The sequence below is a fragment of the Vibrio aestuarianus genome (assembly GCF_028858425.1).
Taxonomy (GTDB): Bacteria; Pseudomonadota; Gammaproteobacteria; order Enterobacterales; family Vibrionaceae; genus Vibrio; species Vibrio aestuarianus.
Window position 1 is genome coordinate 137115 of the sequence record NZ_JAKNYQ010000002.1, and the last position, 13806, is coordinate 150920.

Genomic DNA, 13806 nt, shown 5'->3' on the forward strand with positions numbered 1-13806 from the left:
GCCTGTTGGCTGCCTTTTTTGCTTTGTAAATGATAGAGAATAACGATGAATAATAAAAAATCATTAATAACCCTTATCCTCGGAACTGCTTTGACTGCCTGCGGTTCGGTCCCATCGACCTCAAATATTGCATCTATTGAACCTATCCCATACGAAAAAGTATGCTGTAATCGCTATGCTGAGTTTCCTTGGGTTGAGCTACAAAGCAATGAAAGTATTGAGTTTGATATTGATGAAAGTGCACCTATTGGCCACTTTTCTGATGGGAATAGCTATTTTAATGCTTTTCAACTTCCTCATCGTTCAGCAAAAGTGCAAATTCGATTGAGCAGTTATATGCTGAATAATTCGGTATTCTCACCCAAAGTAATAATGCTAGATAAAGCCTTTAATATTGTGTCAGAAACTGAATTATCACAATTTGAAGTTGAAACATCAGACGCTTTTACGAGAAATCAGTATCGCTTGGATTTTAAAGTTGACGCAACTAAGACACCTTATTTTGTGATTTATACGCCCGAGCAGTACTTAGGTCAGAAAGTAAAAGTCGATCATCCAGCAAAAGTGAGAGCAAAAGAGCTAGGTGAAGCTATGCCGATGGTTACAGATCCCACTTATGTTTCGGAACACTTTGGTAAGCTTAAGGTAGAGTTAAAGACATTGTCATTACAGTCTTATCAAGCAGATAAATCCGTTGAAAAACCAGCACCTAAAGTAGTATCAGAGCAAACTGTAGTGACCACGATTGTTCAGCCAGAAACGAAAAAATATTACATATCTGCCATCGAAAATGCAGTCAAGGCTGGCGATGTGGCGAAAGCTCTGAGTCTCTTAGACGAAGCGAAAATGTTGAATGTTGATGGTGCGCAGCAAGCATTCATTAAAGCAGTTAATGCAAAATAATTTAAAATTCACCCGAGGCGTTCCGATTAGAACGCCTTTATTTTTTAGGGGGCAATATGCATTTTAATTCCAAAAGATTGATTCTTCTCCGTGATTTTTATATGCATTAACTTGATAAAAACGGATGGTTCGTATCTATCTGTCTTTTGATTATGTTATTTTGGGTGTAGTCATGAGTTTTAATTTAGAGTTGAGAGCCTGCCACTATAACTCAAGATCACCACGTTGACGTCATGACCTGAAATACGCACCTTTTTAGAACGAAGAGTAAAATTAAAACTCGCCTTTGATTTGAGGATTGTTTTTAATTAACTCCTTGAATTGCTCTAACAGTTCAATGCTTTGTTTATTTTGTTGACCGTCTTTATGTAAGTAAGCCCCAATCGTTGCTTTGCTGAAACACTCCTTCATCTGTAAAGGTACAATATCAAAACCACCAAAGTAATCTCTCATCGTCATTGGATAAGGCAAAATAGCATCACTGTTTTGTAATAAATCAATCGCGGTTAGTAGTGAGTTAGTATTGTAGATAACCTTCTCTTGTAAATAGTGACGTTTTTGAAAGGTCGTTAATTCTTCATTCTGCTGCTGAACTAAATGCGTAAATCGTTTTTTTGCGGCCCCTAAATCAACCGATGGAAAGCGAGCAATATCTTCATTGCTGCAGGTGATTTCTAGTAAAGGATGCCCTTTTCTTACATAGACTTCTTCACTACATTGGAAAAGAGGATGGAATAATATGTCTTCATATTGTGCTAGGCCGAGTATTTCATGACCGACAAAAATGCTGATTTCATCACTGAGTAATAAATTCATTAATTGCAGATGATTCCCCACATCAATCAAGATATTGCTGTGGGGATAGGTATCTCTAAAATTTTGTACGCAGTCTCGAATAAACAAGTGCCACCATGCGTCACCACAACCAATTTTGAGTTCGGTTTGATGTCTGAGTTTGTTCTTCTCTAATTTATTGAGGGTGTTTTCATAGAGGTTTTGCATTATTTTTGCTTGCTCGTAAAGTAACTCACCACTGGAGGTTAGATTAATCCCTTTTGAATTACGATTAAACAATTTGCTGCCTAGCTTCTCTTCTAGCTTATGCATGTTGTGGCTTAATGTCGGTTGACTTAAACAGAGGTTATTAGCGGCTTGGGTGATGTTTTGAGTTTTAGCTACTTGAATGAATTGAATCATTAATTTAAACATAATAGCCCTTTATTTTAATAAGAAAGAGCTATTTTATGTGGCTTACTATTTGATATCTAGCAATTACTTTTTATTTTGATACATGGCGAAGCTAAAGGGTGCCAATGTTAACATCTCTTTTAATTTGCAATCGATTTCGTTATAAATATCAATGACATTACGATTCGATAGTTCATCAGGAAGAGTAATATCGGCTGTGTTATTACTGTTATTCATAACAATAGTAATACACTCGTCTTTTAAGACTTTTTGGTAGATAAGGCATTGCTGCTCATTATTACTCATTAACCAATTAATATTATGAGTACGTAGAGCTGGGTGTTGTTTGCGTAATTTGATGATCTGCATGATATGTTGCTTCATGCTCATATCATGCTTGCTCTCATCCCAAATCATGCATTTACGATTTAATGGATCGGCTCCGCCATCTAAGCCAATTTCACTACCATAATAAATACACGGTGTACCACTGTGGGTAAATTGGAATAAATAGGCCAGTTTCACTTTCTCTTTATTGCCATCACAACGGTGAAGAATACGAGCCGTATCATGGCTATCTAATAATGAAAACGCCACTTCATTAACCGTAATAGGGTAGCTTGCATTCACGTCATTGACTGCGTATTTGAACTGATTGGCACTGAGGTTTCCATGAGCAAAAAATCCTATCATGGCATCGGATAATGGGTAATTCATTACGGCATCAAATTGGTCACCAGCAAGCCAATTCATCGAGTCATGCCATGCTTCACCCAAAATATAGATCTCAGGTTTAATCGCTTTTAACTCATCACGAAAGCGTCGCCAAAAGCGTTGATCAACTTCGTTTGCGACATCTAAACGCCACGCATCGATGTTGAAATTACGCACCCAGTACTGACCAACTGCAAGTAAGTATTCCATCACTTCTGGGTTTTCGGTATTTAACTTTGGCATGTTCTGCGCAAAGGCAAAGGTGCGATAGTTGAGATACTCTTTACTGTGCTGATCTTTTTTAGACTCGTCTATAAGTGGGAATTGTTCAACATAGAACCAATCAATGTATTTTGAGTCTTTGCCGTTTTTGATTACATCTTGCCATTGAAGAGAATCGGCACCAATGTGATTGAATACGGCATCTAGCATGACTTTCATGCCACGTTTGTGGGCTTCTGTAATTAGCGTTCTTACCGTGTCGTCATCACCAAAAGCAGGGTCAACTTTTAGATAATCAACGGTATCGTATTTGTGGTTAGTCTTACCTTGAGTAATCGGCGTGAAATATAAGCCGGTAATACCGAGATCTTGCAAGTAATCAAGGTGGTCAATGACGCCTTGTAAATCACCCCCAAAGAAACTGTTGGTTTTTGGATCTTCAGAGCCCCAAGGAAGAGCATTGCTTGGTGAGATTGAGGGATCACCATTGGCAAAACGCTCAGGAAATATTTGATACCAAACCGTCTCTTTTACCCAATGTGGTGGGCTAAATACATCGATTGGGTTCATGTATGGGAAGCAGTAAAAATTGAGTAATTGGCTTAATACGGGATCAGCATCATCTGTAATGGTGAAAATTTGTTTTTCAGTAACGAGCAGTGTTTCGTCTTCTTTGCCTTCAAGAATAAAAGCATAACGAGCACGGAAAAATCGTGGTTGTGCTTCGCAGAACCAGTAATCAAACAATTCTGTTTCACACTCTTTTTCCATGACAAAGTTTTCGCCGCCACTCCAACCCATGGCATCTTCTGCATTTAGGTTGCCGCCGCCGCCACCCGATGTCCAATCGTATGGATCACCAATTCGTAATGTGGCGTTATCGATTTCGCCCTTTGCTGTACGAATGCGTAAATGAAGCGTTTCTTTATCATAAGTATAAGAATAACTTGAGTGAGATCTATGATAGATCGCTGCTTTTGTAATCATGATTAATACCGTTTAATGAAAGTACCAACCCGAATAACTTCTGACGTAATAGCCACCCAGGTTGGTATAATATTTAAATATGAAATTCTATTTTTGGTGCGTTTGTTCGTAATATTTCACGACGCGTAATACTTCACTGACGCTCCACGCTTGGGCGAAACAACCACGAGATTGATTTGGTGCGTAGCCATCATAGATTTCAGCCAATTGGCCAATACAACCTTCATATAGGCCATCTTGGTTATGCTCAATAAACTGTTCAACAATACGAACTAAGTCTTTATCTTGTGGGAATTGGCGTAAGATCCCCATTAAGAATTGACCAATCATAAAGCCCCAAACTGTGCCTTGGTGGTAGGCCATGTCTCGGTCAAAATGCGAACCTGTACATATTGCTTTAAATTCAGGATCACTCATTGCTAGCGAGCGTAAACCCAACGGTGAATACAACTCTTTATAAATGGTAAGAATGACAGAGCGTGCTCTTTCTTGACTTAATATTGGGAAGGGAAGGCCAACGGCATAAGCTTGATTTGGGCGAATTTGTTGGTTTACTTCCCCTTCTTTAATCCAATCATTTAAGTACCCTGCATCATTGTAAAACTCATCGTTAAAGGTGGTTTTTACTTGTTCTACAAGGGCTGGTAATTCCGGCATCGGTTTATTCAGTTTTTGATTAAAGAAATCAAGAATAGAGAGCGCATTAAACCAAAGGGCATTAATTTCTACTGCACAGCCGTGTCTTGGTGTTGGTACGATATCGCCGTAACGAATATCCATCCAAGTCAGCTGATCAAAACCGCTGCCACCGCTGATCAAACCGTTATCAAGCATCTTAATCTCAAAGTCAGTACCGTTACGATAATGCTGATAAATGTTAGTCATACACTCGTATGCTTCATCACGGATAAACTCTAGATCGCCGCTCGCTTGGTAGTATTCATATAAGCTAACAATGAACAGTAGCGATGCATCAATGGTGTTATACATTGGCTCAACCCCAGCTTCAGGGAAAAGATTCGGCAGTACACCCCGGCGTTCGTAACGGATAAAAGTACGGAAGATCTGTCTTGCGTCTTCAAATTGATTGGTTGATAAATTACAGCCCCATAATGCAATCATGGTGTCACGGCCCCAATCGGCAAAGAATGGGTAGCCCGCAATGATGGATTTGGATTCTGTTGAGTCGCGATCTACCACAAACTGTTCGCTGGCACGAACCAATTGTTTTCCAAATCGGCTCTTTAGATTAGCGTGCTTGATGTACTCTTGTTGGCGCTTAATTTCTGCGTTAATCATTTCATCGGCAGTCTGTGCTTCTAGAGAAATGGCGCGATCTTCTTGTGCTTCAAATACTATCGAGAACTGCTCGTGCGTTTCAGTCCCAACAAAGGCAATGGTATGAAGCGCTACTTGAGCATCTGTTGCAGGACGACCATCGCGAGCATCATAAGAAAAGTACAGACCTGACTCATAACGAGGGGTATCCAATGCTGAATCTGCCCCATTGTGACGATAAATAAGTGCTTGACCGTTACTGGTGATTTTGCCTTCTTGATGCGTAAATTCTTGTTGTCTTGATAGGTTCTGTCCTTTTGCACAGAAGTGATATTTTGGTGTTACATTCAATGTAAATGCTTGTTTCAATGGATTGAATATTTGATAGTTAACCGCAAGACGGTTTACCCCTTGAGCCATCACAATCGTTTTGGTGATTTCAATACCACGGATACGATACGTAAACTCTGGAAGATGAGTTTGGGTAAAATTATCAAACAGTAGGGTTGAATCTACTGTGTCATATGGATTTACATTGGCTTGTGAAGAGAGCGGGTAAGGTTCGCCACTCGCTACCGTAATGCGGTCATCCAAATGACGAACAAAATTAAAGCGATTGTTTGGTGCAACAAGGCTTGCCATAAACAACGCATGATCACTTCGACTGCAAGAGCCAGCAAGAGTAAGAGAAGAATAACCACCTAATCCATTCGTTAGCAGGTAGTTCGATTCTTCAAGGCGATCCATATCGCGAAAATTTGCTTTAGAAAGAGAGATTTTCATGTGAACCTTACAATTAAATATCAAATGTTATCCCGTGTTTATTTTATTCACGCTGTAGGTGTTAAATTAACGAGGGAGTTTATAGTTAGCTTTTAATTTCGTTATAAACGAGTAACAGTTTTTGCACTTCGCCTTGGGTGTACGCGAGATCTTGGCTCTTTTCGTATCCCCACAGCGACGTAATTTGGACGTCATCTTTAGTCGGTGTTACTTTGAATGCCGCAATGCGTTCTTGCTCATTATCAGAAATGAAAAACAGATAAGGCTGAGGTTGTGTAAGCAGCGCGTTGTATTGAGAAGGCGTGGTATATACGGCATTCACGGCTTTGACGTTTTTTGTGCCATAAAATCGCTGGGCTTCGGCCAATACAGGTAATGCCATTTCTTGCAGTTGTTCGTAACTGCTTTCTACATGAAACGAGCCACAATCACTTGGGATCTGATCACGCAGTGCTTTGTATTGGGTATTAATGGTTTCTAGCGGCAGGCTTAAATAGTTATTTTCAAACTGTTGTGCAGAAGCAAATAGCTCATCATTATTCACACATTGTTTAAAATTTTGCTGCTGCTCAGTAAAGGTTGAGTAGTCAAACGATGGCTTAGGAAGGCTGCTGTAAGCAATAATAAAGCCGGTGATGAAAATAACGACAGCGACAGCAATATGAAGCATATAGTCATGAATGCGTTGAAGTTGGCTGCGAAAATTCAAAATGTGACTCCTTTCTCTACGGTGTAAATATGCTCTATAAGGCCACCTTTATTGCCCTCAATGAGGAGAGGGCAATAAAGGTGGCTGTGTTCTATTTCTTAAATTCAGCCGATTTGATTGAGTACTTGATGGACTCTTCCGTCTCAGTATCAAAGAAATGCAGCTTGGTATTATCGATAACTAAAGTGATTTTCTCGTCGATATCAACGTCTGGTTCGCCGGTGCCCAATGTGCCTACAAACATGTTCATTGGTGCGGCATTAAAGAACACGTTAATCGCATCACCTAAGTATTCGCTGTTAAGTGCGGTGACTTCAAAACAACAATCAGGGAATGCATCGCGGTATTTTTTGCCAGAACGAATGGCACTAGAGCGTGCGCCTAACGTAACTGATTTTCCGTTGTAGCCTGCGTCGTTTAGGATCTGTTGGTCACTTTCATTCAAGGTAATCGTGAAAGAGTGACACATGAATTGGCCGCCTTCGTAGGTTCCTTCAATAAGGTTCATTGATGGCATACCCATGAAAGTCGCTACAAAACAGTTTTTAGGGTTAGTAAATAACTCTTTTGGTGAACCAATTTGCTGAACTTCACCCATAGACATTAATACGATGCGATCAGCCATGGTCATTGCTTCAACTTGGTCATGGGTTACGTAAATTGTGATTGCACCTTTAGCTCTGTGCATACGAGAAATTTCAGTACGGGTTGTGGTACGTAATTTCGCATCTAAGTTACTTAACGGCTCATCCATTAGGTACAATTTAGGTTTACGAACCATGGCTCGACCTAAAGCCACACGTTGACGTTGCCCGCCAGACAATTCTTTAGGTTTACGTTCAAGGTATTCTTTTAAAAATAAATCGTCAGAAATACTATCAACCGAGTTTTTGATGTCATTACTTGGATAATTACGTAGCTTTAAGCCGTAGCCAATGTTGTCACGTACTGACATGTGTGGATACAGTGCATAGCTTTGGAATACCATTGCGATATCACGGTCTTTCGAGCTTACGTTATTGACAACTTCGCCATCGATAATGAATTCGCCGTCGGTAATGTCTTCGAGCCCTGCAATCATACGTAGGGTGGTGGATTTACCACAGCCAGATGGGCCAACAAGAACAATGAATTCCCCTTCTTCAATATCAAGATTGAAATCACGTACCGAGCAGGTGTCAGAATTAGGGTATTTTTTATTGATGTTTCTTAATGAAATTTTGCTCATTAGCCTTTTACTCCGCCAGACGTTAAGCCGCCCACGATATAATCTTGAAATTTATAGAAAACAATAACAGGCGGAATTGCTGCTAAGACTGCGCCTGCCGCGAATACGTTGTAGCTAGATTCTTTAATATTATTGATAAGGCCCATAAGGCCAACAGCCAATGTTTTTGCTTCTGAATCCATGCTTGCAATCAGGAACTTAGGCATGATGATGTCGCCAATTGGGCCCAAGAAACAGAAGATAGCGATAACCATGATCATTGGTTTTACTAATGGCAGCAGTATCTCTTTGAAGATCTGCATTTGAGTTGCACCATCAATTTTTGCTGATTCATCTAACGCACGAGGAATCGAATCGTAATAGCCTTTCATTAAAATTGTATTCATTGTGATGCCACCTGTGGTGTAGATGAGGATCATAAAGATATACGTATAAAGTGTGGCGTTGGCAGAGCTGTAAATACCGATAGAGTTCGCAATCGCATACAGAGCAATTAAGCCACTGCCTGATGGGATAATTTGAATAATCAGTAATGACATTAATGCACTTTTACGTGATTGGTAACGATAACGAGAATAAACAAACCCCGAAATTGTCACGATAAACGTAGAAAGGATCATTGTAATTATCGACACTAAGAAGGTATTTCGGTACCAACTCAAATAAGGCGTATCATTGAAAAGCTGAACAAAATTTTCCGTCAAACTGAAATTTTCAGGCAAGAACGACGTAGAGTACAGTGAGTTACTGACGTTAAATGCACTCATTAATGTCAATAATATCGGGTATAGAATGATCACTGACATTGAAATCAGAAACGCGTAACTAAAGATAACACCCATGTTTTTAGTGATGACGTGGCGGTTTAAACGCTTCTTTTTAATTTGGCATTCTAAAGGAATGGCTCTGTCCATTACATAACCTCTTCATTTTTAAAGGCACCTGCTTTTAGCCATGAATATAAGACCACGGCACCGACAACAGTACTGGTAATTAAGGTATACACCGCCGCTTCGTTGTATTTCGCATCCATCATTAATCGGAAGCCCAGAGATGAAATGGTATCTAGCGGTTTGTAAATTGAACCTACCGTTTGAACTGTCGCTTCGCCCAACATATAAACGATGGTGACGTTATTAAAGTTGAAGGTAAATTGGGTAATAAATACAGGGGCAACACTTATTAATATCAAGGGTAGAGTGATATCAAAGAAATTAGTCCATGCGTTACCACCATCAATTGCACTTGCTTCATATAAATCATCAGGGATGGTTTGTAATACCCCCGTTACCAAGATAAATACGTAAGGGAAGCCTAACCATGCTTGGATTAAAATGATGGTGATTTTGGCGTAATCAGCGTTTAAGAAGAAGCCAATTGCTGTGCTTACATCGTATTCATTACCGGTGAAGAACGGGATAACCATAGTGTTCATGCCACCAACTTTTGAGAAGAACAGTTGGAAAACAAGAATGGTTAAAAAAGCAGGGACTGCCCAAGGTAAAATGTACACAGTACGGAAGAACTTCTTCCCTCTGATGTGTTTATTGTTTGCTACAACGGCAAGGAGTGTACCTAGAACAATAGTCAAGGCTGAAGCACAGAAGGTCCAGGTTAGTGTCCATGACAAGGTTTCTTGGAATGCAGCAGCAGTACGTTCGTTCGTGAACAAACGCTCAAAGTTAGTGAAGCCTTTCCATTCAATTAGAAATGCAGGCGGTAAAACAGGGCGTTTGAAGTTAGTAAAGGCTACGACAATAGAAACAATCGCTGGCAATAAAGCAAAAACAAACAGCAATATGAATTTAGGTGCTGTAATTAGATTAGGTACGATTTCGTGTGATAATCCGCGTACTTTTTCAGTAAACGTAATCGCAAAACCAGATTCATCTATTTGTCGTTTTACGTCTTGTGCATCGCGAGCAAAGGCGTAGTGCAATGCGAAAAAGACCAAGATCATCATTGCGCCAACGGTTGAACCCACCATGATAAGAAAAGAATCATCTACAAAGCGCTCTGCACCAATAGTGATTTTTCCATTCGGTTGTTCGACAGCCAATAGACGAAAATTAGGAAGGGTAAATTGAATAAAAACCAATATCTCTAAAGCCAATATAGAGAACCCAAATAAAGCCTCTCGCATTCGACGTAGTGCAAGATGCCCACTGCCAGGAATCAGCATAGAGAGCCAGAATACAAACGGTTGACTCATGTAAATAACCTACTTATTTATTAGTGTTGTGTAGATATGTCATGTCTTTGTATTACACGATGCCGAATGCACTCGACATCGTGTAGTTGATTTGAAAACTAAGCTAGCGGATTACATGTCTTCGATATCAATTTCGATCGTATCAACGGCGGCGTCTAATACGGCTTTGACATCTTGACCTTGTGCGATTTGAGCAAGGCCTGTTTTCATTGGTCCCCACACTTTCATGAACTCTGGGATGCTTGGCATAGGTTGGCCGATATTTGTCGCATCAAAGATGGCTTTGTGTAGAGAGCCTTCTTTATAATTGACAGATAGGTTAGGTGACACTTCACGTGTTTCTGAATACCATTTGTTTGCATTTTCAGGTGTTGCTAAAAACTTGATGAAAGCACGCGCGCCTTCTTGGTTGTCACTGTAACCATTAATTGTCATCCCTTTCGTGCCAGTTAGCGCTTTGTATGGGTGACTGCCATCCCAGCTTGGGATAGGTGCTGCACCAACATTAATGCCTGATTTTTCAATGTCAGCAATTGCCCATGGACCGTTGATAATGGCTTTTACTTTTCCTTCCATGAAGTATTTCATCATGATGTCATAAGCAACGGTGTCATCTTGCATCAATGTCCAGTGACTTACGCCACTGTTATATAAACTTTGAGCCGCTAAACCTGCTTTGATTGAATCTGGTGTATTTAAACCAATATCTTGTGGGTTGTTGTCTTTGAAAATGTAGCCGCCATTAGACATAAATAGGCCGCCAGTAAAGTAGAAATCAGTAAATTTTGCAGCCCAATCTGAAGGTGGAATTTCTTGCAGTGTTTTTGGTGCTTCTTTTATCATGTCTTTGTTGTACAGAAACAGAGTCGTATCTGTAGACATTGGAAGCATGTAGGTTTGGCCGTTATAGGTTGATGCGTTGGTCGCTGCATCTGTGTAGCCGTTAACGGTAAAGTTGGTTGGAGCAATTAAATGTTGATCCGCTAGTTCACCAATACGGTCATTTGGGATCATGAAAATATCAGCAATGTTGCCTTTTTGAGTTGGTAGCGCTGCCAGTAAATCAAACATGCTTGTTGCTGCTACTTCAACCTTAAAGTCTTTTCCTTTATTGAACTGCTCTGCAAGTTCGGTGAAGTAAGGGACATAGCTTTTTTCAACACCAATAACGATGTTTTCTGCAGCCATTGCAGTGTTACTTAGTAATAGGGCAGTTGAAACGGCAAGCGATAATTTCTTAATCATTTTATTGTTCCTGAATAGGGGTAGAGGTTTAAATCGATAAAATCGCGCTGGTATATAATTCAACCATATCAATATCTTATATTTGGTATTGGGCGGTCTATCTCGAAATATTCCTACGATAGATTTTTGTCTGTTGATAAGGCAAACGTCATGAGGTGATCATAGGCCTTTGGTGATATACGGTGAAATGCTATTTATGTTTGGCGCCCATAGATAAAATCAATATCACATAGATAAATGTTATCTAACGCAACGATATCTAAGGTATGCATGGTCTTTGAAAAGTTAAAAACGTGAAGACAATAACAGTCTGTAGGAGGAGATAAAAAAGAGACAAAGGAGAAGAGATTTAGTGGTGTGCTTGCAATAAAAAGGTGACTATTATCTTCCCCCCTTTATGTTATGCAACCCAGGTAAATTTAGGGACTCAATCTTTTGGGATTTCTCCAGCCATTCGTTTTGTGTTGTCGGAAAATGAGCATTTTCACCCTCAGATTCGTGGTTAACTCAAGCCGTAAAACAGGCAAGATTCTTTGTTTTCCTCAATCAGTTTTTGGCGTGTTGTGAATCTAGCGTGCGCAAAGTATGGAAAGGGCAAGTCAATCGATTATTTCGTATTTACTGAAAGTCTTGCTGATTGAGTTTACCTGCTCCAAAAGCTTGGTTTGTTGTTGAAAGGTGGGCTTTGCTTTGTCAGCTAATTTATCACGGCTCTCACTTGGGCTGATTCTTGAATTACTCAACCATTGTAATTGTGGTTTTTAGTCGAGTAAAGTCGGTTTATCTTCTTGAATTTGAATAACAAATGGCTCAAGAGGGATTGCTAACGCGTGGCGGTTTTATCTCGGTGATTTTAGAGAGTCTAAGTGTTGAAGTCATTACTGAAACCTACAAAAAGGGGTACAGTAAACTGTACCCAAAATATGAACATGAAAATTGTGTTTATCGTTATTGAATTATTTAGTGATTTGTTTTGCAGCCATATCTAATGCTTCTTTAACCCCTTGTTTTCCTTGCATAGCATTATCAATCGCAGCCCCTTCAGCAAACCAATAGGCGGTCATTTGTGGAATGTTTGGCATGATCTCACCATTTTCAGCGTTAATCATTGTCGATTTAATTCGCTCATCACTTTCGAGTAGTTTTTGGAAGGATTTAAGAGTAACAGCCCCCAGTGGTTTGTCGTCATTCATTATTTTTAATGACTCATCTAAAAATAAGTAGTTTTCTAAGAACTCAACAGCTAAGTCTGTATTTGGGCTTGCAGCATTAATTCCGGCACTTAAAATACCGACAAATGGGTTGCCTTTACCATTATGTAGGGTTGGCAATACGGCAACGCCGTAATTTATGTCCATTTTATCTAAGTTGCTCCACGACCAAGGGCCATTGATTGTCATTGCGACGTCTCCTTTACTAAATGCCGCCTCTGACACTGCATAGTCCATATTAGGGTTAACAATTCCCTGCTGCACCATATCAACTAAAAATTGAAGACCTTTGATACCTGCTTCATTATTCACGCCAGTGCTCTTTGCATTATATCCACCTTCAATTTTTTCGAAGGCATAAGCACCTCCAGATGAAATGATTGGCCATGTGAAATATGCATTTTTCACATCCCACATAATGGCTTTTTTACCTTGTTTTTGCAGCTCTTCTTCGATGCTAGGGAGTTCCTCCCATGTTTTCGGTGGTGTTGGTAAAAGATCTTTGTTGTAAATTAATGATGGTGCTTCAATTGCTAAAGGGTAGCCGACTAATTTTCCATCAACAGTCACCGCATCCCAACTAAAATCCACTAATTTGTTTTTGAACTCTTTGCTTGGTTTTATTTCATAGAGCAAGCCAGACTCTGCGTATCCCCCAAATCTGTCGTGAGCCCAAAAAATAATATCGGGGCCACCACCCGTAGCGGCATGTTGCTGGAATTTGGCCTCTAATGATTCTGGGTGCTGAACAATGATTTTTATCCCCGTATCTTGTTCAAATTGTTTACCTATTTGCGATAAACCTTCATAACTTTTATCGCCGTTGATCCAAATCGTTATCTCACCCTCTTGCATCGCTATGGCTGGTGCAGCCATTAATGTGACGAGTGTACAAATGGACAGGTTCTTTATTGTTTTTTTCATCATTATTTTCCCGTTGATACCAGAGGTTCGAATCAAGAATAGGTTCTCGAATTCTTGAGTTGTTTATGTTCTGGATTCAATATAACGGCTTTTTATAGCAACAAGAAATAGACAAATATAGATTTGTTATAGTTAAAATCAATACCATGTTGTTTAGATTGATAGAGGTCAATCAAGTGGAGTATTCTAGTTTGAAGCCTCT

10 protein-coding genes are annotated in these 13806 nt (G+C 39.8%); 1 reads left to right on the plus strand and 9 read right to left on the minus strand.

Going from position 1 to position 13806, the window contains the following annotated elements; translation table 11 throughout:
* Positions 1-45: 45 nt before the first annotated feature.
* Positions 46-903, plus strand: coding sequence for a MalM family protein (locus MCT08_RS14320; protein WP_274678717.1), 858 nt, complete (start codon positions 46-48; stop codon positions 901-903).
* A gap of 273 nt (positions 904-1176) precedes the next feature.
* Here the strand turns inward: MCT08_RS14320 and MCT08_RS14325 are convergent, their stop codons facing one another.
* The 9 genes from MCT08_RS14325 to malE all read right to left on the minus strand — a co-directional run bounded on the left by MCT08_RS14325 (position 1177) and on the right by malE (position 13604).
* A complete protein-coding gene (locus tag MCT08_RS14325; protein ID WP_274678718.1) occupies positions 1177-2112 on the minus strand; it encodes a LysR family transcriptional regulator in 936 nt (311 codons plus the stop codon).
* A 63-nt stretch (positions 2113-2175) separates the two neighbouring features.
* Positions 2176-4014 (minus strand): glycoside hydrolase family 13 protein, encoded by a 1839-nt coding sequence (locus MCT08_RS14330; protein WP_274678719.1) that lies wholly within the window; start codon positions 4012-4014, stop codon positions 2176-2178.
* Between the two features lie 87 nt (positions 4015-4101).
* Positions 4102-6075 carry an amylo-alpha-1,6-glucosidase gene (locus MCT08_RS14335; RefSeq protein ID WP_274678721.1) on the minus strand — a complete coding sequence of 658 codons (1974 nt, stop codon included), beginning with the start codon at positions 6073-6075 and terminating at the stop codon, positions 4102-4104.
* A gap of 85 nt (positions 6076-6160) precedes the next feature.
* On the minus strand, positions 6161-6784 hold the full coding sequence (locus MCT08_RS14340) for a hypothetical protein (protein WP_274678722.1): 624 nt from the start codon (positions 6782-6784) through the stop codon (positions 6161-6163).
* A 91-nt stretch (positions 6785-6875) separates the two neighbouring features.
* On the minus strand, positions 6876-8012 hold the full coding sequence (locus MCT08_RS14345; RefSeq protein ID WP_274678723.1) for an ABC transporter ATP-binding protein: 1137 nt from the start codon (positions 8010-8012) through the stop codon (positions 6876-6878).
* A complete protein-coding gene (locus tag MCT08_RS14350) occupies positions 8012-8926 on the minus strand; it encodes a sugar ABC transporter permease (RefSeq protein ID WP_176245774.1) in 915 nt (304 codons plus the stop codon). The genes MCT08_RS14345 and MCT08_RS14350 overlap by 1 nt, the downstream gene beginning before the upstream one ends.
* Positions 8926-10224, minus strand: coding sequence for a carbohydrate ABC transporter permease (locus MCT08_RS14355; RefSeq protein WP_274678724.1), 1299 nt, complete (start codon positions 10222-10224; stop codon positions 8926-8928). Before MCT08_RS14355 ends, MCT08_RS14350 begins: the two co-directional genes overlap by 1 nt.
* A gap of 111 nt (positions 10225-10335) precedes the next feature.
* Complete coding sequence (locus tag MCT08_RS14360) at positions 10336-11469, minus strand: sugar ABC transporter substrate-binding protein (protein ID WP_274678725.1); 1134 nt, start codon at positions 11467-11469, stop codon at positions 10336-10338.
* 956 nt (positions 11470-12425) lie between these two features.
* Complete coding sequence (malE, locus tag MCT08_RS14365; protein WP_274679070.1) at positions 12426-13604, minus strand: maltose/maltodextrin ABC transporter substrate-binding protein MalE; 1179 nt, start codon at positions 13602-13604, stop codon at positions 12426-12428.
* Between the last annotated feature and the right edge of the window lie 202 nt (positions 13605-13806).

Excerpts from the sequence above, each read along its gene's own strand:
- MCT08_RS14320 (WP_274678717.1), top strand. The coding sequence starts at position 46 with ATGAATAATAAAAAATCATTAATAACCCTTATCCTCGGAACTGCTTTG.
- MCT08_RS14325 (WP_274678718.1), bottom strand. The coding sequence starts at position 2,112 with ATGTTTAAATTAATGATTCAATTCATTCAAGTAGCTAAAACTCAAAAC.
- MCT08_RS14330 (WP_274678719.1), bottom strand. The coding sequence starts at position 4,014 with ATGATTACAAAAGCAGCGATCTATCATAGATCTCACTCAAGTTATTCT.
- MCT08_RS14335 (WP_274678721.1), bottom strand. The coding sequence starts at position 6,075 with ATGAAAATCTCTCTTTCTAAAGCAAATTTTCGCGATATGGATCGCCTT.
- MCT08_RS14345 (WP_274678723.1), bottom strand. The coding sequence starts at position 8,012 with ATGAGCAAAATTTCATTAAGAAACATCAATAAAAAATACCCTAATTCT.
- MCT08_RS14350 (WP_176245774.1), bottom strand. The coding sequence starts at position 8,926 with ATGGACAGAGCCATTCCTTTAGAATGCCAAATTAAAAAGAAGCGTTTA.
- MCT08_RS14355 (WP_274678724.1), bottom strand. The coding sequence starts at position 10,224 with ATGAGTCAACCGTTTGTATTCTGGCTCTCTATGCTGATTCCTGGCAGT.
- MCT08_RS14360 (WP_274678725.1), bottom strand. The coding sequence starts at position 11,469 with ATGATTAAGAAATTATCGCTTGCCGTTTCAACTGCCCTATTACTAAGT.
- malE (WP_274679070.1), bottom strand. The coding sequence starts at position 13,604 with ATGAAAAAAACAATAAAGAACCTGTCCATTTGTACACTCGTCACATTA.